The 22,087-nt window shown below is 72.3% G+C and carries 22 protein-coding genes and 1 rRNA gene; 11 read left to right on the top strand and 12 right to left on the bottom strand.

Annotated features, from left to right (window positions below; all coding sequences use genetic code 11):
- The first annotated feature begins 157 nt into the window (after positions 1–157).
- Both rrf and I3V78_RS01525 read left to right on the top strand, forming a co-directional pair.
- A 5S ribosomal RNA gene (gene rrf / locus I3V78_RS01530) occupies positions 158–274 on the top strand.
- A gap of 204 nt (positions 275–478) precedes the next feature.
- Positions 479–928 (top strand): hypothetical protein, encoded by a 450-nt coding sequence (locus I3V78_RS01525; protein ID WP_204484542.1) that lies wholly within the window; start codon positions 479–481, stop codon positions 926–928.
- 26 nt (positions 929–954) lie between these two features.
- On the opposite strand, the gene I3V78_RS01520 is transcribed toward I3V78_RS01525, so the two are convergent.
- A complete protein-coding gene (locus I3V78_RS01520; RefSeq protein WP_204484541.1) occupies positions 955–1,158 on the bottom strand; it encodes a SlyX family protein in 204 nt (67 codons plus the stop codon).
- Positions 1,159–1,221: 63 nt separating this feature from the next.
- Between I3V78_RS01520 and I3V78_RS01515 the strand changes: the two genes are divergently transcribed.
- Positions 1,222–1,518: a hypothetical protein gene (locus I3V78_RS01515; protein WP_204484540.1), complete on the top strand. Its 297-nt coding sequence runs from the start codon at positions 1,222–1,224 to the stop codon at positions 1,516–1,518.
- An 8-nt stretch (positions 1,519–1,526) separates the two neighbouring features.
- On the opposite strand, the gene I3V78_RS39780 is transcribed toward I3V78_RS01515, so the two are convergent.
- The 3 genes from I3V78_RS39780 to I3V78_RS01500 form a co-directional block, all read right to left on the bottom strand.
- Positions 1,527–2,465: a tetratricopeptide repeat protein gene (locus I3V78_RS39780; RefSeq protein ID WP_204484539.1), complete on the bottom strand. Its 939-nt coding sequence runs from the start codon at positions 2,463–2,465 to the stop codon at positions 1,527–1,529.
- Positions 2,466–2,473: 8 nt separating this feature from the next.
- Positions 2,474–2,821 (bottom strand): putative signal transducing protein, encoded by a 348-nt coding sequence (locus I3V78_RS01505; RefSeq protein ID WP_204484538.1) that lies wholly within the window; start codon positions 2,819–2,821, stop codon positions 2,474–2,476.
- A 123-nt stretch (positions 2,822–2,944) separates the two neighbouring features.
- On the bottom strand, positions 2,945–3,361 hold the full coding sequence (locus I3V78_RS01500; RefSeq protein WP_338023843.1) for a hypothetical protein: 417 nt from the start codon (positions 3,359–3,361) through the stop codon (positions 2,945–2,947).
- A 231-nt stretch (positions 3,362–3,592) separates the two neighbouring features.
- Here I3V78_RS01500 and glpD point away from each other — a divergent pair, with 231 nt between their 5' ends.
- On the top strand, positions 3,593–5,317 hold the full coding sequence (gene glpD / locus I3V78_RS01495; RefSeq protein ID WP_204484536.1) for a glycerol-3-phosphate dehydrogenase: 1,725 nt from the start codon (positions 3,593–3,595) through the stop codon (positions 5,315–5,317).
- A 149-nt stretch (positions 5,318–5,466) separates the two neighbouring features.
- Positions 5,467–7,347, top strand: a complete 1,881-nt coding sequence (locus I3V78_RS39775) for a S8 family serine peptidase (RefSeq protein ID WP_338023441.1) — start codon at positions 5,467–5,469, stop codon at positions 7,345–7,347.
- A gap of 4 nt (positions 7,348–7,351) precedes the next feature.
- On the opposite strand, the gene I3V78_RS01485 is transcribed toward I3V78_RS39775, so the two are convergent.
- Both I3V78_RS01485 and I3V78_RS01480 read right to left on the bottom strand, forming a co-directional pair.
- Positions 7,352–7,849: an anti-sigma factor family protein gene (locus I3V78_RS01485; RefSeq protein ID WP_204484535.1), complete on the bottom strand. Its 498-nt coding sequence runs from the start codon at positions 7,847–7,849 to the stop codon at positions 7,352–7,354.
- Positions 7,846–8,484 carry an RNA polymerase sigma factor gene (locus I3V78_RS01480; RefSeq protein ID WP_204484534.1) on the bottom strand — a complete coding sequence of 213 codons (639 nt, stop codon included), beginning with the start codon at positions 8,482–8,484 and terminating at the stop codon, positions 7,846–7,848. The genes I3V78_RS01485 and I3V78_RS01480 overlap by 4 nt, the downstream gene beginning before the upstream one ends.
- 182 nt (positions 8,485–8,666) lie before the next feature.
- On the opposite strand from I3V78_RS01480, the gene I3V78_RS01475 reads away from it, so the two are divergent.
- Positions 8,667–9,518, top strand: a complete 852-nt coding sequence (locus tag I3V78_RS01475) for a hypothetical protein (RefSeq protein WP_204484533.1) — start codon at positions 8,667–8,669, stop codon at positions 9,516–9,518.
- 50 nt (positions 9,519–9,568) lie between these two features.
- On the top strand, positions 9,569–10,402 hold the full coding sequence (locus I3V78_RS01470; RefSeq protein ID WP_204484532.1) for a coiled-coil domain-containing protein: 834 nt from the start codon (positions 9,569–9,571) through the stop codon (positions 10,400–10,402).
- A 67-nt stretch (positions 10,403–10,469) separates the two neighbouring features.
- Here I3V78_RS01470 and I3V78_RS01465 read toward each other — a convergent pair whose 3' ends face one another.
- From I3V78_RS01465 to I3V78_RS01455, 3 genes are read right to left on the bottom strand one after another with little or no spacing between them, the layout of a single operon-like run.
- Entirely contained in the window at positions 10,470–11,129 is a 660-nt protein-coding gene (locus tag I3V78_RS01465; RefSeq protein ID WP_204484531.1) for a sigma-70 family RNA polymerase sigma factor, read from the bottom strand.
- Entirely contained in the window at positions 11,093–11,719 is a 627-nt protein-coding gene (locus I3V78_RS01460; RefSeq protein WP_204484530.1) for a cupin domain-containing protein, read from the bottom strand. The genes I3V78_RS01465 and I3V78_RS01460 overlap by 37 nt, the downstream gene beginning before the upstream one ends.
- A gap of 54 nt (positions 11,720–11,773) precedes the next feature.
- A complete protein-coding gene (locus I3V78_RS01455; RefSeq protein ID WP_204484529.1) occupies positions 11,774–13,003 on the bottom strand; it encodes a cytochrome P450 in 1,230 nt (409 codons plus the stop codon).
- 206 nt (positions 13,004–13,209) lie between these two features.
- On the opposite strand from I3V78_RS01455, the gene I3V78_RS01450 reads away from it, so the two are divergent.
- From I3V78_RS01450 to I3V78_RS01435, 4 genes are all read left to right on the top strand, one after another.
- Positions 13,210–14,130 carry a hypothetical protein gene (locus tag I3V78_RS01450; RefSeq protein WP_204484528.1) on the top strand — a complete coding sequence of 307 codons (921 nt, stop codon included), beginning with the start codon at positions 13,210–13,212 and terminating at the stop codon, positions 14,128–14,130.
- Positions 14,131–14,162: 32 nt separating this feature from the next.
- Positions 14,163–14,666 carry a hypothetical protein gene (locus tag I3V78_RS01445; protein WP_239576247.1) on the top strand — a complete coding sequence of 168 codons (504 nt, stop codon included), beginning with the start codon at positions 14,163–14,165 and terminating at the stop codon, positions 14,664–14,666.
- Between the two features lie 86 nt (positions 14,667–14,752).
- Positions 14,753–16,621 carry a glycoside hydrolase family 15 protein gene (locus I3V78_RS01440; protein WP_204484527.1) on the top strand — a complete coding sequence of 623 codons (1,869 nt, stop codon included), beginning with the start codon at positions 14,753–14,755 and terminating at the stop codon, positions 16,619–16,621.
- Between the two features lie 407 nt (positions 16,622–17,028).
- A complete protein-coding gene (locus I3V78_RS01435) occupies positions 17,029–18,801 on the top strand; it encodes a hypothetical protein (protein WP_204484526.1) in 1,773 nt (590 codons plus the stop codon).
- On the opposite strand, the gene I3V78_RS01430 is transcribed toward I3V78_RS01435, so the two are convergent.
- From I3V78_RS01430 to I3V78_RS01420, 3 genes are all read right to left on the bottom strand, one after another.
- Complete coding sequence (locus I3V78_RS01430; RefSeq protein ID WP_204484525.1) at positions 18,761–19,873, bottom strand: glycoside hydrolase family 3 N-terminal domain-containing protein; 1,113 nt, start codon at positions 19,871–19,873, stop codon at positions 18,761–18,763. The genes I3V78_RS01435 and I3V78_RS01430 overlap by 41 nt on opposite strands.
- Before the next feature lie 70 nt (positions 19,874–19,943).
- Complete coding sequence (locus I3V78_RS01425; RefSeq protein WP_204484524.1) at positions 19,944–20,357, bottom strand: VOC family protein; 414 nt, start codon at positions 20,355–20,357, stop codon at positions 19,944–19,946.
- Between the two features lie 28 nt (positions 20,358–20,385).
- On the bottom strand, positions 20,386–22,077 hold the full coding sequence (locus I3V78_RS01420) for a protein kinase domain-containing protein (RefSeq protein WP_204484523.1): 1,692 nt from the start codon (positions 22,075–22,077) through the stop codon (positions 20,386–20,388).
- Positions 22,078–22,087 lie beyond the last annotated feature (10 nt).

Raw genomic sequence — 22,087 nt, 5'->3', positions numbered from 1 at the left:
CGGTAACCGGGAGGTGTCCGACGAGTCGAGGCCAGGTTCGAGGCCCCGAGCAGCTCCCGAGAGGGAAGCGCCGGGCCCGGAAAGCGGCACTTGCGAACTTCGCAGCCGGAAGTTGATTTCCCTACCCTTCGTATGGACTTGAGACGTACACCAGTTTTCCGGTGGCAATGTCGGAGGGGTCCCACCCGTTCCCATCCCGAACACGGAAGTTAAGCCCTCCAGAGCCGATGGTACTCCGCGGGAAACCGCGCGGGAGAGTAGGTCGCTGCCGGATTTTTTTCTCTTGAAGGCCCCGCGCCTCCACTTCACCGTGGACGCTCGGGGCCTTCTCCTTTTGCGGGCTGAGGCTCTCAAACGCTCGCGTTTGTCTCGTGACAGTCCAGCCGCGAAGGCTTTGTGCTTTTGATCTTCGCGCTGGCAGGGCTTCTCCAGGCTTGGTTGATTGGCATTCCATCCACTCAACCTGGAGCGCTTCACGATGAATCCACTGCTTCGTCCCGTTGTTGGTGCGCTGCTCGCGCTCGCCGTTTGCCTTACGCCCACGCAATCCGAGGCGCGGACCGATTTCCGCCTCACGCTCGGCGCGGACTACCACTTCGATAATGGCGCCTTCTTCCCGTTCACGGGCGCCGTCGACTTCGTTTTCGTGGGTCCTCTCTCGGTCGGCGCCCGGTTCGGTGCGCTGCTCACCACGAACCCCAGCTCCCTGGGCATTCCCCTCGACTTCGATCTGCGAATCACCCCCCGCAACACCCCCATCTACATCGAGGGGCTCGTGGGTCCGTGGATCCTCTTCTCGGGCAAGGCCTTGCGCGCCCACGCCGCCTTTGGCTTCGGTTATCAGGGCCGCTCGGCCAGTGTGGGTATCGAGATCGGCTACCTGGATCCCTCGCCCCATGTCGGTCTGCGCGTGGGTTGGCGGTTCTGAGGCCCTGACGCGGGAACGCTCTTCGCTTAGTAGTGGGGAGGGCGTTCCTGCTGCCGTGCATCCACCAGGCCGGGTTCATCCGCGAGCTTCTTCTTCAGGAGCTCCAACTCGGCCCGTAGCGTGTCGAGCTCCCGCCGCTGCTCGTAGAGCACGCCGCTCAGTTCCTGCAGCAGTTCCTGCTGCTGCATGTACCTCAGCTCCAGTTCCACGATGCGGGGCTCGTTATCCATACCGCCTGGGATAACCCGCCCGCGGCCGGCTTGTCCTCCCTCCTGTTTTCCCCGAGTCCTCCCATGGATGCGTCCCGTCACCTCCTGCGCGCGCGTGAACTCCTCCAGCGGGGTCGGCCCGAACTCGCGGAGTCGGCCCTGGGGGACGCCATCGACGCCGCCTCTCGTGCCGAGGATCTCGTCCTGCTCACCCAGGCGCGCCTGGCGCTCGGTGACCTGCTGGCCGAGCAACAGCGTGAGGAAGAAGCCCTCCCTTTCCTGCAAGCCGTCGTCCGCACGGAGATCGCCAGCGGCGTCGTCGATCAAGAGGTGAAGGCCGCCGCGCGCCTGCTCCGGAGGATTCGCGGCATCCCCGAATGACCCGAGGCTCAGTGCATGCCGCAGGCGTCGCGCACGGCGTCCAGTTTCTCGGGGAAACGGCGCTCGAGGTCCATTCGCGTCACCGTCAGGTCGTTCATCCGTCCGGTCCGTCGCTGAATCTCACACAGCGCCGACAAGGCCTTCATGCTGGTCATCTCCAGGCGGTCCGCTTCCCGGAGGGACTCTTCCGCTCGCTCGATGTCCCCCAGCCGGAACGCCGTGAGGCCCAGGTAGTAGTGCGCCGGCGCCAGCTTGGGGTTCTCCTCCGCGGCCCGGGCGAAGAGCTTGCGGCCGTCTTCCAGCCGACCCTGGTCCACCCGGACGTGTCCCTGCTCGACCCACATGCGTGCCTTGCCCAACGCCTCACCCTGTGTTTCCAACACGCGCATGGCCGCGTCACCTCGCGCCGTGGCGCTCAACAACCGCGCGTACCGCACCCCCACGCCCGTCTGCCCCGGTGCCATCTGGTAGGCCCGTTCCACCGCCCGCAGCGCCCCCTCCTTGTCCCCATCCCGCTCGTGGAAGTCCGCCCGGAGCAGCGCCGCGCGTGGATCCTTCGGCGCCAACTCCTCCGCCCGTCGGAAGGCCTCTTCCTCGCAGCGCTTCATCCGCTGGCCATGGCAGATGCGCGCCAACAACAGCTGCGTCTCCACCGCGCCGGGCTCCTTGCGCTCCGACGCCCGCGTCAGCTCGTAGGCGTCCATCGGCGAGCCCTCGCGCAAGAGCTCCGCCGCCTCCCGCAGGTTGGCGCCCGTCGCCTTCGGATTCTCCAGCAAGGGCTTGAGCAGCGTCACTCGCTTGGCGGGGTCCGGGATCGCCCGGGCGATCGCCAGCTCCTGCTCCGGCATGTTCCGGGGCAACAACATCACCAGCAGGTGAAACCCCAGCGCCGCGCCGCATACCCCAAGCGCCTTCTTGACTCGCGGATGCAGGGGCGCGCGTTCCATGCCCGCCCTCAGGAGACCGCCCTCAGACTCGGACGCCCCTCTTCCGGCAGATCCTCGCCGCAGTTCCAGCACAGCTCGAAGTTGCCCGGGTTCTCCTCCCGGCACCCGGGACAGCCCACCGTCCGGCGCGCCTTGTCCCCGTTGGCCTCCACCTCCGCCACCAGCTCCCGCGCCCGGGCCAGCTCCTCCTCCGGCAACCACAGCTCCACCCACGTCTCCGTGTTCGGAATCTCCCCCCCGAGTGGCGCCAGCGCCTCGCCCCGGACCTCGACCGCGAAGCCCGAGCCCGACAACAGCCCCTCCAAGAGCCTCGCCTCGCCCACCGTCCGGAGCACCGCGAACCGCACTCGCTTCATGCCCTCTTGTCTCGCACGGCCCCGACCTCCCCGCAACAGGGGTCGCCGGCCCGCATCCCCCTCACCCCGGGAGGCGCTCCGGCTCGCTCCTCGGGCAGGCGGGAGGACACCCCGCCGCCCGCGTCACTCCTCCTGCCGCAGCTCGTGGGGCAGGACCGCGTGGGCGTGCCGCGGCGCGCGCGTGTGCAACTCCTTGCTGAGCAGCGCGTCCAGCTCCGCGAGCAGCGTGTCGTAGGGCGTCCCCATGTCCCTCGCCGGCCGCCCCGGCCGCAGCGCCATCCTCACCCGCGGCGCCGCCTCGTCCTCGAAGCCCAGCGTCACCGCCAGCACGTCCGGCCCTCCCGGCGCGGGCACCACCACCGCCGGCGCGGGTTGGCGCTCGGCCTGCTCCACCAGCGGGCTCAGGTGCTCGCGCTCCTCGGCCGTCAGCGCGCGCTCCACCACCGTCTCCCCCTGCTCCAGCACCCGCAGGTGCTTCAGCCGCTCGATCCGCACCGCCTGGGCGCCCGTGTTCGTCCGCCCGCTGCGCTCGTATGTCACCGTCTTCAACGCACCACCTCCTCGCTCGGGTCCCTGCTGGGAGGTATGCATGCCGCTTCTTCCCAGCACCCCTTGACCGTCGGTGGCCAACAGTCCTGGGCGCCTTCCCGCCCGGAGATGTTCTCCCACCCGGCGCCGGACGGACGTCCCACCCCCTCTTCCGTCGTTCGTGTGACGCGTCGCGTTCCGTTCTCCCTGCCACCCGCCGCCGCCCGCCGTTACACTTCTCGCGTGCCTTCCGACTCCGCCGCTTCCGTCTCCGTTCCGGCCTCCGCCGTCCCGCGCGGCGCCCAGGCGCTCGCCTCCCTGCCCGCGCCTCAGAAGCCCCCCACTCGCGCCGAGCGCCTGGCCGCCCTGTCGTCCCAGGCCTTCGATGTGCTCGTCATCGGCGGCGGCGTCACCGGCTGTGGCATCGCCCGCGACGCGGCCCTGCGCGGCTTGCGTGTAGCGCTCGTCGAGCGCGAGGACTTCGCCTCGGGCACCTCCAGCCGCTCCTCGCGCCTGGTCCACGGCGGCGTGCGCTACCTCGAGCATGGCCACCTCGGCCTCGTCTTCGAGTCCAGCATCGAGCGCTACCGCCTGCTCAAGCTCGCCCCCCACCTCGTGCGGCCGCTCGCCTTCGTGTGGCCCACCTACAAGGGCGCCCGGCTGCCCCGCTGGAAGCTCGCCGTGGGCCTCAAGCTCTATGACGCCCTGGCGCTCTTTCGCAACGTGCGCAGCTCGCGCGCCCTGAGCGTGCAGCGCGTGCGCGAGGAAGTCCCCGGCCTGCGCTCGGACGGCCTCACCGGCGGCGCCCGCTACTACGACGCCGCCACCGATGACGCGCGGCTCACGCTCGCCAACGCGCTCTCCGCCTCCGAGGCCGGCGCCACCGTGCTCAACCACGCCGCCGTCCGGGGGCTCGTCATCGAGGCGGGCCGCGCCCAGGGCGCCACCGTGGTGGACGTCCTCACCGGCCAGGAACTCTCCGTGCGCGCCCGCGTCATCGTGAGCGCCACCGGGCCCTGGAGCGATGAGATCCGCAAGCTCGACGCCCAGGACAACGCCCCCGCGGTGCGCGGCTCCAAGGGCGTGCACATCGCCGTGCCCCGCGCGCGCCTGCCCACCCCCGACGACACCGCCCTCACCGTGCTCTCCGGCGTGGACGGCCGCGTCATGTTCATCCTCCCCGCCGAGCACCACACCATCATCGGCACCACCGAGACCACCACCCACGCCCACCCCTCCGAGGTGCGCGCCAGCGTGTCCGACGTGGACTACCTGCTCGCCTCCGCCAACGGCTTCTTCCCCGACGCGAAGCTCGTGCGCGACGACGTGGTGAGCGCCTGGGCCGGCATCCGCCCCCTCGTGGCCAGTGCCTACGGCGCCGGGGGCGCCAACAGCGCCAGCCGCGAGCACGCCATCCACGCGAGCCCCTCGGGCGTGCTCGCCATCTCCGGCGGCAAGCTCACCACCTACCGCGTCATGGCCAGCGACATGGTCAACGCCGTGGAGAAGGCCCTGGGCACGCCTCACCACAAGGCCCTCACCGGCTCCCTGCCGCTGCCCGGTGGCGAGTTCTCCTCCTTCGACGCCGAGGTGGCCAGCGCCCGGGCCGAGGTGGGCCGCGAGGACGTGGCGCGCCACCTGGTGCGCGCCTACGGCCGGCGCTGGCGCCTGGTCTGGGAGCTCACCCGCGAGCGGCCCGAGCTCGCCGAGCCGCTCGCCCCGGGCCTGCCCTACGTGCGCGCCGAGTCCCTGTATGGGGTCTCCCACGAGTTCGTCCACACCCTGGATGACCTGCTCGTGCGCCGCCTCAAGGTGGCCTTCGAGACGCGCGACCTGGGCCGGGCCGCCGCCCGTCTGGCCGCCTCCGACGTGGCCTCCGCCCTGGGCTGGACACCAGAGGACATCGCGCGGCAGCTGGCCGACTACGAGCGTCATGTGACGCGGCTCTTCGGAATCGATCCCGCCTGAGCGCCCTATCGTCCGGTGGGCGGACAGCCTAACGTCCCCCAGTGGGAATGAGCGCCGCGACGCCATGGGTTCGTCAGCGCTCCGTCCTCCGTCGGGACCCGGGTCCCACGGCCGCCATCTCCCCCGGACGGGGTGCAAGGAGAGGTCACGTGAGACGACTGGTGCTGCTGAGCCTGCTGGGTGTGAGCGCGTGCGTGCAGGACCCGCCCGAGGAACCCGTCCAGCAGGAGCGGCCCCTGTGCCCGGACCTCGTCGTGCGGGATGCCTCCGCGGACCCCAGCGCCCTGGCCCACCGCGCCACGGCGCGCATGGACCTGCCCCCCGGAGCGCCCGCCGCTGAGTTGTCGTCGGAGACCCCGGCGGCTTCGGGCGCGCAGCCCGTGATCGTGCGCTTCCGCTCCCAGGCGGGCTCGGTGCGCTCGGCCGCCCTGGCGCGCGCGCGCGAGGACAAGCTGGAGGCGCTCGGCGGACGCGTGAAGTACCACTGGCCCGCGCTGGACACCCTGGCCCTGTCGCTCACCCCCGAGGCCCAGGCCCGGCTCGCGGCGGACCCCGACGTGCTCTCCGTGTCGCCGGACCGCGTGGTGCGCGCCCTGGACCTCGGCACGGGGGCGCGGGTGCTGCCGCTGGCCACCACGCCCAGCACCCAAGGCAGCACCTCCGAGTACACCTACGGCGTGAAGATGACCCAGGCCTCGGACGTGTGGGATCCGGACGGCGAGGGCGTGCTCAAGCCGGGCGCCCCCACCGGCGCGGGCATCCGCGTGTGTGTCATCGACAGCGGCATGGACGTGAACCACCCCGAGCTCCGGGCCGCCTATGTCGCGGGCAAGGACTTCATCGACGGGGATGACCTGCCCGAGGACAAGGACAAGGACGGCAACTGGGGCGGCGGCCACGGCACCCACGTGGCGGGCACCATCGTGGCGCAGCTCGGCCTGCACGGCGCCGTCAACCCCAACGACGCGACCCTGAGCCCCCAGGGCGTGGTGGGCGTGGCACCCGGCGCCGAGCTGTACGTGGCGCGCGTGCTGGACACCTCGGGTGGGGGCCGCACGTCGGACGTCATGGCCGCGGTCACCTGGTGCAACGAGACGGTGCACGCGCACATCGCGTCGCTGTCGCTCGGCGCGCCGGACAAGAACGCCGCCGAGGAGGCCATCTTCAACAAGGCGCTGAGCGACGGCATGTTGTCCTTCGCCGCGAGCGGCAACGGCGGCGAGACGGCCACCGAGTCGAGCCGCAGCTACCCGGCCGCCTATGACTCCGTCATCGCCGTGGGCGCGGTGGACAGCAAGCGCGAGCACCCGCGCTTCTCCCAGGGCGGCCCCCACCTGGCGCTCGTGGCGCCGGGCGTGAGCGTCTACTCCACCTACCCGCGGGGCCACGCCCCCTACGCCAACCTCCACGCGGGCGACACCTTCTACAACTCGTCCGTCTTCGACTTCGTGCCCTTCGAGTCGTACGAGGGCACGCTCGTGGACTGCGGCCTGGGCGGCAGCCTGCGCTCGTGCGCCGAGAACGCCTCCGCCACCTGCGAGGGCTTCGTGGCCTACGTGGACCGCGGCGGCGACATCCGCTTCACCGACAAGGTGAAGAACGTGCGCTCGCAGGGCGCGCGCGCCGTCATCGTCGGCAACCACAACCCCGAGGACGACGCGACGCTGTCCTTCACCCTGGGCTCGCCGGCCACCTGGCCGCCCGTGACGGCCATCCCCACCACGCTCGTGCCCACCTTCAAGTCCCTGGCGAGCGCCGGCGCCAAGGTGCGCGTGGGCATCCAGGGCGCGGACTACTCGACGAGCACCGGCACCTCCATGGCCACGCCCCACGCGGCCGGCGTCGCCGCGCTCGTGTGGAGCGCCAACCCGGCGCTCACCGCCGCCCAGGTGCGCGAGGTGCTCGAGAAGACGGCGCTGCACCTGGATGACCCCGCGGCGCCCGCGCCCGGCCGCAACAACCTCTTCGGCCACGGGCTGGTGCAGGCCAAGAAGGCCGTGGACGCGGCCCGCTCGCTGCCCTCCCGCTGAGGCGTCAGCGCGGCGGCCGGGTGGGCGAGGCCATCAGGCACGCGCCCACCTGGGCCTCCATGCGCGCCGCCGCCTCCAGGCTCGGGTCGAGGCACACCTCCACCCGCGCCATGGACATGAGCCCCTCGCTCCAGGACTCGCCCGCTTCCGACACCCCGCCGTGCACCGGGGCGCGCGTGGACGGGCCCACGTGCAGCACCACGCCCAAGAGCGCCGCCGTCACCGCCGCGAGCCCCAGGCCCCGCCACTCCCAGAAGACGAGCGAGGGCCGGGGCCGCGCGGGCTTCAAGCGGGCCTCCAGCGCGCCGTAGTCCAGCGCCCGCCGGGGCACCGGGCGCCGGGCCCGCCGCGCCATCCAGCCGCGCTCCATGCGCAGCCACTCCAGCGCGCGGCGGCACGTGTCGCAGTGCTCGGCGTGCGCGCTCACGCGCCGGGCATCCGCCTCGGACAGCTCCCGGGCGACCAGCGCGTCCAGGTCCTCCTGCCGGCAGGGGGGATTCATGACCGACCTCCAGTGCTCTCCACGTGGTCCGCGAGCCGCTCGCGCAGCTGCATCCGGGCCCGGTGGATCTCGTTCTTCACCTTGGGCAGCGTCCAGCCCATGACCTGGGCGATGTCCTCGTAGCCGAGCCCGTGGTCGATGCGCAGCAGCAGCGCCGCTCGACGCTCCTCGCGCAGGCTTCCCAGGGCCTCGCTGAGCAGCCCCTCCAGTTCGCGGTCCAGCAGCAGGGCCTCGGGCGTGGGCGAGGGCAGGGCGGCCTCCAGCAGCACCTCGTGCTCCTCGTCCGCCACGTCCAGGTGCGTGGGCCGGCCGCGCAGGGACTCCAGGTGCAGGTGGCGCACGATGCCCAGCAGCCACGAGGACAGCCGCGTGTCGTCCCTCAGGCTCGCGAGCTTCCCGTGGGCCCGCACGAAGGTCTCCTGGGTCGCCTCGTCCGCCGCCGCCTCGTCCTGGAAGAGATCCCGCGCGAAGCGCCACACCGCGGGGGCGTGCCGCTCGAAGAGGACCCGGAAGGCCGCCGCCTCTCCCCGCCGCGCGCGCACGAGCAGGGAGCGCTCGCTCTCGGGCTCCCGGGTCCTGCCGCCCGCGAGGGCCATTCTGACGGCGAAAAGTTGGGCCACGTGCCGGAGTGACATGAACCCGCCCCTGGTTTCAGCGCCCCTTCTCTTTCGTCTCAATCCCCCCGGGCCGTCAAACCCGGACCGCCCTCTCCTGGAGCGGCCGGACGGTCGAGCGCTCGTCGCCCCCCGGGGTGTGTCTCGCGGGGAACGATTCCCACATTGGCCCTGCACAGGACTCATCACCTAGGAGGAACAACATGCGCGGAGCCAAGTGGATGGCGCTGGCGTTGCTGGGGACGGCCCCGCTGGCCCTGGCGCAGCCGCCCTCGGGCGTGGGCACGGGCGTGGCCGCCCCGGCGTCGGAGCAGCCCGCCGCGAGCCCCTCGGGGGCCGTGAGCATCGAGCGGGGCGAGGACTCCGCCGGGACGAGCGCGGCCTTCGGCACCACGGGCCAGCCCGCGGGGGGCGCCATTTTCCCGGGGATTCCGGGACTCAATGGCATCCCGCTGCAGACGCCCGCTACCCAGGGCGGGGTGTTCTTCGGCACGGGCGGGTCCGGCACGGGCGGGTCCGGCATGACGGGCTCGAACCCGGGGCCCACCTATTATGGAGCGCCCGCGGCGCCCACGGACTTGGGGGGCACGTCGTCGTCGTCCCAGGACGTGACCGAGCTGAACCAGCGCGTGAACACGCTGGAGCGCGAGGTCTCCGCCCTGCGGGGCACGGGCGGCTCGGGGGCGGCGGCGCCGAACACGGCGGCCCAGGCGCCCGCGGGGCAGGCCCAGGGGACGGCGGGCACGAACGCCTCGGGGACGCCCGTGACCGGGGCCCCCGATGAGGCCCTGCCCGCCGTCACCGTGGAGTTCGACGGCCGGGTGCGCGACGTCACCTCCAAGTACGTCGAGGTGGAGGACAGCACGGACGGGACGGTGTCCCGGCTGCGCATCGATGACCAGACGCGGGTGTTCCGCGGCTCCACGCGCAACCCCATCCCGGTGAAGCAGCTGTCCGAGGGGGCCCAGGTGCGCACGTCGTTCGCGTACGTGGATGGCGAGGAACTCGCGCGCGACATCGTCGTGCTGTCGCGTGCCCGGGGCTCCCAGCGCTAGGGCACGGCGCGCGGCGTCCCTCGTTCAAACGCTTGGAAAGGAGTGGTCTCATGAGGAAACACACCTGGATGGGCGTGGGGGTCGCCGCGGTGGGCATGGTGCTCGTGCTGGGCGCGGAGCCCGGACGAGCGCAGACCCCTTTTCCGTCCTTCTACCCGTCGCCCACGCCGGGCGCGTACTCGGGGGATGACATCTCCCTGGGCTCGCGCGTCTCGGGGACCGGGGCGAGCACGGGCGTGATCACCCTGACCCAGGACACGTCCACGAGCCAGGACACGTCCACGAGCCAGGACAGCTCGGGGATGTCCCAGCAGGACATGTCCTCGTCTTCGTCTTCGTCCTCCCAGCTCACCGAGGCCCAGTACCGGCTGGAGGTGGCGCGGCTGCGCACCCAGGTGGCCCAGCTCCAGCAGGAACTGGCACGCATGCGCACGCAGCTCGGCCAGGCCCAGGCGGGGCAATCCACCGCCGGCACCTCGGGCACGGGCGGCTCGGGCATGACCGGCACGGGCGGCTCGGGCACGGGCTCCGAGAGCACCTCGGCCATCGGCGACCCCAACGCCGCGGCGCCCGACGGTGCCACGGGGATCGGCTACCCCACGGGCTCGGAGGGCACGGGCGGTGGCGGGGACTCGGACGGCTATGCCGTGGCCAACGTGCTCTACACGGGCCGCATCCGCTCGGTCTCCGCCCAACAGCTCGTGCTGGAGGAGGCGGGCGGGGGCACGCGGACGTTCTCCCTCGGCCGGAGCGTGCGGGTGCTGCGCGATGGCCGGCCCGCGAGCCTGGCGAGCCTGGAGAAGGGCATGCGCGTGAAGACGTCCGCGGACCTCTACGCCCAGGGCAATCCGGTGACGCGCATCGAGGTGCTGGCCGCGCCGTAGCCGGAGCGCGGGGCGGGGTGAATCCATTCCCCGCCTCGTCGCGTAGGGTCCTCGTATGCCGGGCCCTTCACTCCCCCTCCACCGCCGTGAGGTTGCGCGCCAGCCGCTCGAGGCCCCGGCGGATGCGCGTCTTCACGGTGCCGAGGGGCTCGCCGGTGCGCGCGGCGATCTCGCTGTGGCTCAGGCCCTCGTGGAAGGCGAGCTCGAGGGTCTGCCGCTGCTCGGGCGAGAGCGTCGCCAGGGCGGTGTTCACCCCATGGCTGTCGCGGGCGCGCTGCGCGAGTTCCATCGGCGTGGCCGGTGGGGTGGCGAGGGTGCGCGCCTCGTCCTGGCTGGAGGCGAGCTTGTCGCGATGGGCGCGCGCGCGGAGCCGATCCAGGGCGCGGCTGCGCGCGAGCATCGTCATCCACGCGGTGAGCGTGCCCCGGGCGGGGTTGTAGTCGCGCGCGTGGGTCCACAGGTGCACGAAGGTCTCCTGGGTGACTTCCTCGGCGTCGGCGCGATCGCGCAGCACGGCCAGGGCCACCGCGTACACGGTGCCTGACAGCCGCGCGTAGAGCGCCTCGAGCGCCGTGTCGTCGCGCAGCACCACCCGGTGGACCCAGGCCCGCTCGCGCGCCTCGGCCGAGGGCGGCTCCGACGTGGGGTCCGCCCGGGGCTCCGCCCGCCGTGCTTTCAGGTCGGACTCGCTCAGGAGGCCCCCTCGGCGAACTCGACCACGCCCCACAGGATGGAGGCGGCGATGCAGTCGGGGCCCTCGAGCGCCACGTAGGCGTGGGACGACTCGGCGGCCTTGTCCAGCCGCTCGCCGGGCCACACCTCGTGCCCCGAGTCCTCGCGAAAGCCGCCCTGCAGGACGTAGTTCACCTCCGCACCGGAGTGCCGGTGGGCGGGAAACAGCGTCCCCGGCGCGAGCTTCACGAAGGCCGCCATGGCGCCCTCCAGCCGGGGGCCGCCCGCCACGGGCAACAGGAGCACGCCGGGCGCGGGGCCCTCCATCCACGCGTCCGGCTGGGGCAACTGGGCCACCAGCGCGCGCGCCGAGGCCTCGTCCAGGTCGAACAGGCGGGCGAGCTCGGGCACGAAGTCCGCGAAGCGCCCCTCGCCGCGGATGTACGCGAGCAGCCGCGTGCCCAGCCCGGCGGGCGGGGCCACGGGCGTCACGCTCGCGGCGAGCGCCTCGGTCGCGGGGCGCAGGCCCTCCAGGGCGGCCGAGCAGGCCTCGCAGCGCGCCAGGTGGTGCTCCACCGCGAGCCGGGCCTCCCGCTCCAGCGTCCCCAGGAGGTACTCGGGAAGCTGGTCGTCGACGTGAATCATGGGTCCTCGGAGAGCGGCGTGGGTCCAGACAGGCGGGTGGGTGCCCTGGGCTCCCTACGCCTGGGACGGGGGATTGGATGCGGGCGGGCCGCGCCGGAGCCAGAGCGAGCGCATGCCGCGCACGCCGAAGGACGGCGGGTAGTCTGGGCGGGCGGGCTGCCGGGCGGCGAAGTCCAGCCGAGGACACTGCTCCACCAGCGCCTGGAGGGCCAAGGGGGCCTCGATGCGGGCGAGCGGCGCGCCCAGGCAGTAGTGGATGCCCTGGCCGAAGGACAGCACGCCCTGGGGGGCGCGCTGGATGTCGAAGCGGTCCGGCTCGGGGAACTTGCGCGGGTCGCGGTTGGCCGAGGACAGCACGAGCACGAGCATGGTGTCCTCGGGCACGCTGCCGCCGCTGAGCTCCACCGGGCGCGTGGTGCGGCGCAGCGCGGACACCACGGGGGACTCGTAGCGCAGGGCCTCCTCGATGGCGGCGCCGCAGTCCGAGGGGTTGCGCGTGAGCCCGTCGTACTGCTCGGGGTGGGTGAGCAGCGCGTGCAGGGCGTTGCCGATGAGGTTGGTCGCCGTCTCGTTGCCGGCCAGGAGCAGCAAGAGTGCGAAGGAGTTGACCTCCTCGGGCGTGAGGCGCTGCTCCTCGCTGCCCTGCACGAGCAGGGAGATGAGGTCCCCCTGGGGCCGCTGGCGGCGCTCCTCGGCGATGCCCGTCATGTACGCGTGCATCTCGCGCGCGTCCCGCCGGGCCTCGGGGCCGGGCCCTCCCGCGGACGCCACGGAGATGAGCGCGTCGCTCCAGCGCTTGAAGTCGTGGCGGCGCCCGGGCTCGATGCCGAGCATCTCCGCGATGAGGATGACGGGCAGGGGCGTGGCCAGCCCCTCCATGAAGTCGAACTCCTCCGCGCGCACCATCCCCGAGACGAGCTCCCGGGCCAGCGCGCGCACGCGCGGCTCCAGCTCGGAGATCTGCTTGGGGGTGAACGCGCGGCTCACGATGGCGCGCAGGCGCGTGTGCAGGGGCGGGTCCGTGTTGATGAGCGCCGGGGAGGCGGGCCCCCCGAGGATGGTGCCGATGGCGTCGATGGGCTGGCCCCCCAGCCGCGGGCTCGCCGAGGAGAACAGGGCCGGGTTCTTGAGCGCGTGGGCCACGTCCTCGTAGCGCGTGACCAGGTACGCCTGGAGCGGGGCGTTCCACAGCAGGGGGGCCCGCTCACGCATCTCGGCGTAGTAGGGGTAGGGGTCCTGCATGACCTCGCGATCGAAGAAGCTGAATCGGTCCAACAGGCTCATGGGGGGCTCGCGGGAGGGGGGGGCGGAAAGGGGGGCGGCACTATGGCGCCGCCCGCCCCGGGGCTCAACCCGCGCCCCGAGTGAAGCCCGGAGCGACTTGGGGGCTCATGGGGGATGATCCACGGGGGGAGCGCAACTTCCGCCCCGCTCGTGCGACAATACTTCAAAGATTTTCTCCCTTCCGAATCCCCGACACGGAGTGCCCCATGACCACCATCCGTAACTCCTCTCCGAACACCGTGCGCACGGGGACGACGTCTCCCGTGGAGAAGACCGCCCAGACCGTGGCGGCCCAGACGACGGCGCCGGCCGCCGCGCGCCGCAACGTCGTGGCGGACACCTTCGACAGCGCCGCCTCCAAGGTGAAGGGCGCGGTCAACAAGCTGTTCGGCAAGTCGGACAAGGTGTTCGACGGCGTGATGGTGGGCGCCGGGGGCCAGACGTTCCCCGCGGGCACCCCGATGGGCCAGGTGCCGGGCGTCACCCCGCGCAACAACCCCAACCCCTCCGAGACGGTCCTCTACGTCAACGGCATCCAGAACGACAAGGACACCCAGTTCGCGAGCATGCAGCAGATCGCCGACCGCACGGGCGCCAAGGTCGTGGGCGTGCACAACGCCACCGAGGGCATCGTGGCGGACCTGGCCCAGTGCGTGGCGGACAAGCTGGACAAGGGCAAGAACCCGGCCGTGGACTCCATGGCGGACGCCATCTACACCGAGCTCAAGGCGGGCCGGGGCGTGCACGTGATGGCGCACAGCCAGGGCGCGCTCGTCACCAGCCGCGCGCTCAAGGACGTGGCCAACCGGCTGCGCATCGAAGACGGGCTGAGCAAGGCCGACGTGGAGAAGAAGATGAGCGGCGTGAAGGTGGAGACCTTCGGTGGTGCCGCCGCCAACTTCCCGGACGGCCCCCAGTACGTGCACTACGTGAACAACAAGGACATCGTCCCCACCTGGTTCGGCCAGGGCAACGGCAAGGGCGTGGACGAGTGGGCGCGCAACGGCGGCAAGGGCGCCGTCATCAAGCGCTTCGAGTTCGGCTCGGGCATCGGCGGCGCGCACTCGCTGGCCGACGCGTACCTGCCGCAGCGCCAGCCCTTCGATCAGGCCCGCGCCGCCAAGTAGTCCCCGCCGCTCTCTCGAGGAGTGCACGCCCCATGCTCCAGTGGTTGATGTCCGCGGTGGGCCTCGGCCCGCCGCCGCCCCCGAGTGGTGGCCCCGTGACGCGGGAGTCCGCCGGGGAGCTGGTGCGCTGGTACGTGCGCTCCCAGGGCGCGGTGCTCAGCCCCGGGCTCAATGCCCAGGGCTTCGGAGGCATCGGCACGGGGGACTCGCAGGTGTACTTCGAGTTCCACGAGGCCCCGGGCGCGCTGGAGTGCAGCGCGCTCGTGTACAAGTTCAGCGAGCCGCCCAAGCCCGGGGTGCTGGAGGCCTTCCAGGCCGAGGCGCGCGAGGGCATGGACACCGGCGGCGGTGAGGTGGACTACGAGCGGGAAAACCGCGGGCTCTTCCTCAGCCGCCAGTACACCACCATCCCCGAGGGCAAGCAGTTCGCCCAGGACATGAAGCGCCTGGCGGCGGCGAGCGCCGTGTGGGGCGATGAAGTCCTCGACCGCGTGGCCTCGCGCGTCTTCCACCCCGAGGAGCTGGAGAAGCCCTGATTCCAGGCGCCCGGGCCGTGGAGCGGCCAGGCGGCACGGGTGTTGGACCCCCGGCCAAGGTGTCCGGGCATGCCTACCGTCCCGGGATGGGTCCTTCTCGGCGTGACGGCTATCTGCCCCTGCGGGAGTACGCGCTCGTGGGCGACATGCGCACGGCCGCGCTGGTGGGACGCGATGGCTCGGTGGACTGGTGGTGTCTGCCGCGCTTCGACGCGCCTGCGGTGCTCTGTCGGCTGATGGATGCGCGCCAGGGAGGCCACATGCGGGTGGGGCCCACGGGAGCCCATGGCGCCACGCGCCGCTATGACGGCGACAGCTGCGTGCTGGTCACGGACTTCGAGACCGCGCGGGGCCGGGTGCGGCTCACCGACTTCATGCCCGTGGAGCACGAGGGGCGTGAGCCCCGGCTGCTGCGGCTCGTGGAGGGCCTGTCCGGAGACGTGGAGGTGGAGACCGTGTTCCGGCCCACCTTCGACTTCGCCCGGGCGCCCGTGCACCTGGAGGCGCGCGAGCGGCTCGCGCGGGCGTGGGGCGGCGGACAGGCGTTGGCGCTGCGGGGGCCCGGTCGGCTCGGGCCCGGCGCGGACGGCGCGCTCACGGCCCGGACGCGGGTGCGCGCGGGCGATCGCCACTGGGTGACGCTGACGTCCGGCGGCGCGCACGCGGACCCGGCGCCCACGGACGCGGAGGCGGACGCGGCCCTGATCCACACGCGCGCCCATTGGACGCGGTGGATTCAAGCGGGGGACTACGGCGGGCCTCACGCGGCCTGGCTGCGCCGCAGCGCCCTGACGCTCAAGCTGCTCATCCACGCGCCCAGTGGCTCCTTCATCGCCGCGCCCACCACGTCCCTGCCCGAGTGCGCCCGCGGCACGCGCAACTGGGACTACCGCTACGCCTGGCTGCGCGACTCGGCGTGGGTGATGCACGTGCTCATGAGCCTGGGCTACGTGGACGAGGCGGGCGCGTTCCTGCGTTGGCTCGAGTCCCTGGGCCTGGATGAGCGGCCCCCCGGGGTGCTCTACCGCCCGGACGGGGGCTGCCCGGAGGAGGAGACGTGCCTGACGCACCTCGAGGGCTACCAGGGCGCCCAGCCGGTCCGCGTGGGCAATGGCGCCAATGGCCAGCTGCAATTGGATGTCTTCGGCGAGGTCATCACCGCGGCCTACCTCTTCTTCGAGACGTCGCCCGACGGGCATGAGATGCGCCCGGGCGCCTGGCGGATGGTGCGGGCCTTGGCGACCCAGGCGGCGCGGCGCTGGCACGAGCGGGACAGCGGCCTGTGGGAGCAGCGCTGCACGCCCAAGCACTACGTGAGCTCGAAGCTGATGTGCTGGGTGGCGGTGGACCGCGCGCTGAAGCTGTCCCAGCGCCACGGGCTCAACGGCGGGCCGATCGGCGAGTGGGCGGCGGCGCGCAACGCGCTGCGCGAGCTGCTGGAGACGCGCGGCTTCGACCCGGAGGTGGGCGCCTTCACCCATGCCCTGGGCCGCACGGAGCTGGACGCCTCGGTGCTGTTGATGGCCAACCACGGCTTCCTTCCCGCGACGGACCCGCGCATGCGCTCCACGCTGGCTCGGGTGCGCGAGCAGCTCGGAGCGGGCCCCCTGGTGCGCCGCTATGTCCATGCGGACGGACTGCCGGGCGAGGAGGGCGCCTTCCTGCTGTGTGGCTTCTGGGTCGTCGACTCGCTCGCGCTGGAGGGCCGACTGGACGAGGCGTTCGGGCTCTACGAGCAGCTGCTCGGCTACTCCAACGACGTGGGCCTGATGCCCGAGCAGGTGGACCCGCGCACGGGCTGCTTCCTGGGCAACTACCCGCAGGGCCTCACGCACCTGGCGCTCATCGCCTCGGGCCTGTTGCTCTCGCGGCTGTCGGGGCACTCCAGCCGCTGCGCGATGATCGACGCGCGCTGTAGCCAGTCGCTTCCCGTCATACCCGCGCTTCACGTGTGAGCGCAGTGAGCCGCGTCACAGCTTCCCTGTGATGCGCTTCACTGCGCGCCCCGAGCGCACCGGATAGATCGAAGGGGATGTTTTTGGTGAGGGGGCGGCTCCTGGAGCCAATCCCTCATCAAGACCAGGCATGGGCCCCACGGGCCCGTGCTCCGCGACGAGGCCGGGCTTTCTTCCCCCCACCCGGCCTCGTCCGGTTTTTCCCTGCCACCTGGGGACCCTCCTCAAGGAGGCCGGACCTCCGCCTCCGCGACACACGACAGACCGCTGCCGTAGAATGAGGGGCCACTTGTCAGCTTCGGGGAGCAGGTGAGTCCCTGGCGCTGGCTCGCGGTCTCGCGGGCCTCGGGGGGGAGGGACGCATCGCCCGTCTCCTCCGTGGTGACAAGACAGACAGGAAGTGCCCCATGGACCTTCATCCGTTTCACGGCCTGACGCGCGTCTGCGCGCTCGGGGCCGTGCTCCTGCCCCTCGTGGGCGGAGCGCAGCCGTCCCCCCAGAACATCGTGCTGCTCGTGGACAACCACGAGTCCATGCAGAACTACCCCGTGCCCCTGCCCGAGGTCTTCACCCCGGGCTTCTACCCCACGCCCGTCAACCCCGCGCCCGGCGAGCCGGGCGGCAACGGGCCCGCGGGCCATTTCATCAACACCGGCTGCACGGACCCGGCGCTCGTCGAGGCGATGAGCTGGTACGACAAGGACAGCCTGTCCGTGCGCAAGAACGGCGCCATTCCGTACGACGCGGATCCGACGCTCGGCTCGCGCTTCTTCGAGGCGGAGAAGTTCTACCATTCCCGGGGCCGGCGCCTGGGCTGGCAGGTCCGGGAGTCGCCCTACGCCTTGACCTATGACTTCAAGACCCTCGACGCTGGCAACAACACCCTCAACGCCTGCTACCAGACGGTGGGCTGGGAGTCGGTCTACTACTTCACGCCCGTCATCGACGAGTGCATGAAGTGCCTGGAGACCAAGGGCTGGTGGCGGGGGCCGGTGGTGTCCGCGCTGTCGACGGGGTCGATGAAAAGCCCCACCCGGGCCGTGGATGAGCCGCCGCTGTCGCAGGAGGCCCTGCGCAAGTGGGTGGTCAAGGGCGGGGTGCTCAACCTGCGCCCGCCCAAGTTCGTCATCGCGCGCAAGGTGCTCAAGGACCTCGTCGCGTCCGCGACGGACGTGCGTCTGAGCGTGGCCACGTTCGGCCCAGACCATGGCTGGTATGACCCGCCGGATATCCTGTCCGGGATCGCGCTGCGTCCCACGTGCGAGGCCGCGACGGGCGGAGCCCTGCCCGTGGCGGATCAGGACGCCCTGCGCACGGCCCTCAACAACATCCAGTACCGCAACAACGAGCGGTCCACGGGCGAGGCCCTGTTCGGCCTGGGCGGCTACTTCTCCTCCTCCAAGCGCACGGGCCCGTACAACACGTGGGAGAACTGGTTCAAGCAGCCCCTCCATCCGGGCTTCGGCTGGCCGGGCTGCTGCAACGGGGGCACTTACGACAACACCCAGACGGGGCAGTCGGGACAGCTCTGGGGCTTCGCGTCGGACGAGTGGGTCAAGCCGCCCCGGGCCGTCAACGGGGTGTACCTGCCGGGTCAGCCCTTCGAGTCGGCGGACCCCAAGCTGAAGCATTACTGCTCGCCGACCCAGGGCAGCCAGGTGGTGGTGATCACGGGCGGACGGCCCTTCTATGACAACACGGTGCCCATCACCCGGATGATGCAGCTGCTCATCCAGCAGGGCGCCCGGCACCCGGATGGCTCGCTGCTCACCTTCAATTCCCATGACCCGGAGCGCAATCCCGACGTGGGCGGTGTGAATTACTGCGAGCAGTTCGCGCGCTCGAAGGAGGTGTGTGATTACACGGACTGGAACTGGCCCACGGGCCTGGGCCGGGGCAACAAGAACTTCATGGATGACGTGGCGTTCTTCCTGGCCAACACGGACCTGCGCGAGGACCTGCCTGGCGTGCAGTCGTTGCGCACGTCCATCGTGAACTTCGCGGGGCCGGACGAGCCCATGCTGCACAGCATGGCGCTCGCGGGCAACGGCGTGTCCCTGCACGCCCACACCTCGGAGCAGCTGCGCGCGGCGCTCCAGGTGGCCCTGTCCTCCTCGTTCCGGAGACCGGGCCCCGGCATCATCCCGTCCAGCCCTCCAGCAGACCCAGCCGATCCTTGAGCCGCAGCACCCGCCGCACCGCCGCGTCCAGTTGCTCCAGGTACTTGGGGTCTGACTGGACGAGCGGCACGAGGATGCCGAAGTAGTCCAGGCCCCCGGACCAGTCCGGGGGCTCGGTGGTGAGGATGAGATCGTTGCCCGCGAGGAAGGCGCGCCGCACCACCTCCTCGCGGGTGCTTCCCAGATGCTCGGCGAGCGCGGCGATGGCCACGTCGTCCGTCACCGCGAGGCCGCCGCCCTCGTGCGCGAGCGCCACGAGCGAGGGCTCCAGGATGGCGGGGGCCTGGCCATACGCCGTGTAGACGATGTTGGACATCATCACCCCGCCCAGGACGGCGTCGGCCGCGCGGAACACGGCGGCCTCCTGGCGCACGCGCTCCTGCGTCCAGTCCGCCAGCGCGCGCACGTGGTCCGAGTCCGCGTCCAGGTCCCCGTAGCCCGGGAAGTGCTTGCCGATGGGCGCCACGCCCGCGCGCGCCAGGCCCCGGGCGAAGGCGGTGGCCTTCTGGCGCACGCGCGCGGCGTCCCCGGAGAAGGCCCGGCCGTTGCGGAACATGTGCCCCCGGGACGCCACGTCGAACACGGGCGCCAGGTTCATGTTGAGGCCCACGTCGCGCATGGCCGCGCCCACGCGCGCGCCCCAGGCCTCCACCTCGCCGTCCTCCAGGGCCGCCAGCTCCTGCGCTCCGGGCAGCTTCTGGAGCGCGGGGTGGCGCTGGAGCCGGTTGAAGTTCCCCCCTTCGATGTCCACCGCGAAGAAGGGCGGCACGCGCGCGCGCTCCCGGGCCGAGCGGATGCGCTCGCGCGCCGCGTCGAGCTTGCGCAGGGTGGTGCCCACGAACAGCACGCCGCCCACCTCCACGGGCGTCTCCTTGCCCACCTGGGGATAGGCCAGGAGGAGCTGCCCCACCTTCTCGCGCACGGACAGGGCCTGGAGCACGCGCTCCACGCGGGCCGCGTCGGCCTGGCGCTCGGGGAAGCGCGGCGCCTTGCGCGCGGGCGCGGCGGGGGCGAGCAGCGGGACGAGGAGCGTCAACAGCACGGGCAGCGGGGAGCGGGCGACGGCGGACATGCGCGCAGTCTTCCACGGCGCCCCGGACAGGGCCCGAGGGGATTCTCGGCGGAGGGCCCGTGGGCCCGGCTCAGGAGTCGGCGAGCGCGTCGTAGCCCGCGCCGTGGAACTCGAGCAGGCACAGGCCATGGCCAAAGGGGTCCGCCAGCACGGCCATGCGGCCCCAGGGGCGCGTCTGGAGGCCGCCGCGCTCCAGGGTGGCCCCCGCGTCCCGGGCACGCTGGACGGCGGCGTCCAGGTCGCGCACGGTGACGTCCAGGTGCACGGGGGTCCAGTGGCGGTGGTAGTCGCGCACCGCGGCGATGCCCGGCACGGGCGCGCTGCCCGCGGGCTGGGCGAGCAGATCGATGGGCGAGGTGCCGCCGAGCAGCTCCACCCAGTCGTCGCCCTTGCGCCGACCCGGCGTGAGGCCCAGGGCCCGGGTGTAGAAGGCGAGCGCCCGCTCCAGGTTCTCGACATCGATGCAGATGCGCAGCTCGATCATGCCGGGCGTGAAGGCGGCGGGGCGCGCCTCACTCCTCCTGGAGGTTGAGCTTGAGCATGGTGGACTGCTCGGGCTTGACCTCGATGGAGCGGGTCACCGTCTTGGCGAGCGTCGTGTTGACGAGCTTCACGGTGTGGTTGCCGGCCGGCAGCAGCACGGGCGCCATGGGCGTGTCCCCCAGGCGTCGGCCATTCACGTACACGGTGGCGTAGGGGACGATGCGCAGCTCGAGCGAGCCCCGGGGGCCCGTCCGTGCCGCCACGGCGCGCTTGGCCCGCGCGGGCGCCGTCCGCTCGGCGGTGGCCTCCGGGGACTCGGTGGACTCCTCCGAGAGGTCCTCCTCTGCGTCCGGCTCGACGGGCGCGGGCTCCACGGCCGGCGGCGGGGCCGCGACCTGGGGCGCCGCCTTCGCGGCCGCCACCTTGGGGGCGGGGGCCTTGGGCTCGGGGGCCTTGGGGGCGGAGGCCTTGGGCGTGAGGTCCGTGGGCGCGCGGGCCTGGAGGGGCGTGGACACCGGGGTCTCCTCCGGCTGGCTCGCCCGCCACCCGACGATCGCCGAGGCCGACAGGAGCAGCGCGCCGCCCACGAGCGGCAGGGCCCAGCGCCGCGGGGCGCGGGCGGCCGGGGCGGGCGGCGGCTCGGCCCGGGTCGGCTCCTCGGCGGTGGCGGCGGGCGGCGGCGCGGCGACGGGCGCGGGCTCGGTGCCCGGGCGCGAGGCCGTGGCCGGACGCGTGGGCGTGCCGGACAGGCTCAGCCGGCCCCGTCCCGAGCCGGAGTAGGACGTGGGCGTGGGGCACTCGGTGCCCGAGAGCGTGTGGGTGATGTACTGGGCCACGTACTGCGTCGTCACGGGCCGGCCCACCGAGAGGATGAAGTCCTCGAGGTCCGCCTGGAAGCTGGCGCAGTCCGGGTAGCGCTGCTCGCGGTCCTTGGCGAGCGCCAGGTCGAGGATCTCCCCCATGGCCTCGGGCAGGTCCGGCCGCAGCTGGGTGACGGGCACGGGCTGCTGGTGGAGGATGGCCTGCATCAGCTCGGCGTCCGTGGGCGCGACGAAGGGCTTGCGCGCGGTGAGCAGCTCGTAGAGCACCACGCCCAGCGCGTACACGTCCGCGCGCTGATCGAGCGGCTTGGAGCGCACCTGCTCGGGGGCCATGTACGGCAGCTTGCCCTTGAGGGCGCCCGTCTCCGTGCGCGCGCTCTGGCCGGTGGCCTTGGCGATGCCGAAGTCCACCACCTTCACCTCGCCCTGGCGCGACAAGAGGATGTTGTCCGGGCTGATGTCGCGGTGGATGAGGCCCAGGGGCTGCTGGGTGTCCGGATCGATGAAGCCGTGGGCGAAGGCGAGCCCGTCACACGCGTCCGACATGAGCCGGGCGCACACGGTCGCGGGCGCGACGAGGCCATGGGACGCGGCGCGCTTGATGAGCGTGCGCAGCGTGGGCCCGTCGATGTACTCCATGGCCAGGAAGTAGGCGCCCTCGGACTCGCCGAAGTCGAAGATCTGCGCGATGCGCGAGTGCGTCAGCCGGGCGGCGAGCTTGGCCTCGGCGAGGAACATGTCCACGAAGGCGGGCTCCTCGGCCAGGTGCGGAAGGATGCGCTTGAGCACCAGCGTCTTCTCGAAGCCCATGGGCCCGGCGGCCTTGGCGAGGAACACCTCGGCCATGCCTCCCGTGGCGAGCTTGCGCACCAACTCGTATTTGCCCAGCCGCTCCGTCACGTCCTGCGTC

It is taken from the genome of Archangium primigenium, from assembly GCF_016904885.1.
In the GTDB taxonomy this organism is placed as follows: domain Bacteria; phylum Myxococcota; class Myxococcia; order Myxococcales; family Myxococcaceae; genus Cystobacter; species Cystobacter primigenius.
This window is presented reverse-complemented; position numbering and strand designations above follow the sequence as displayed.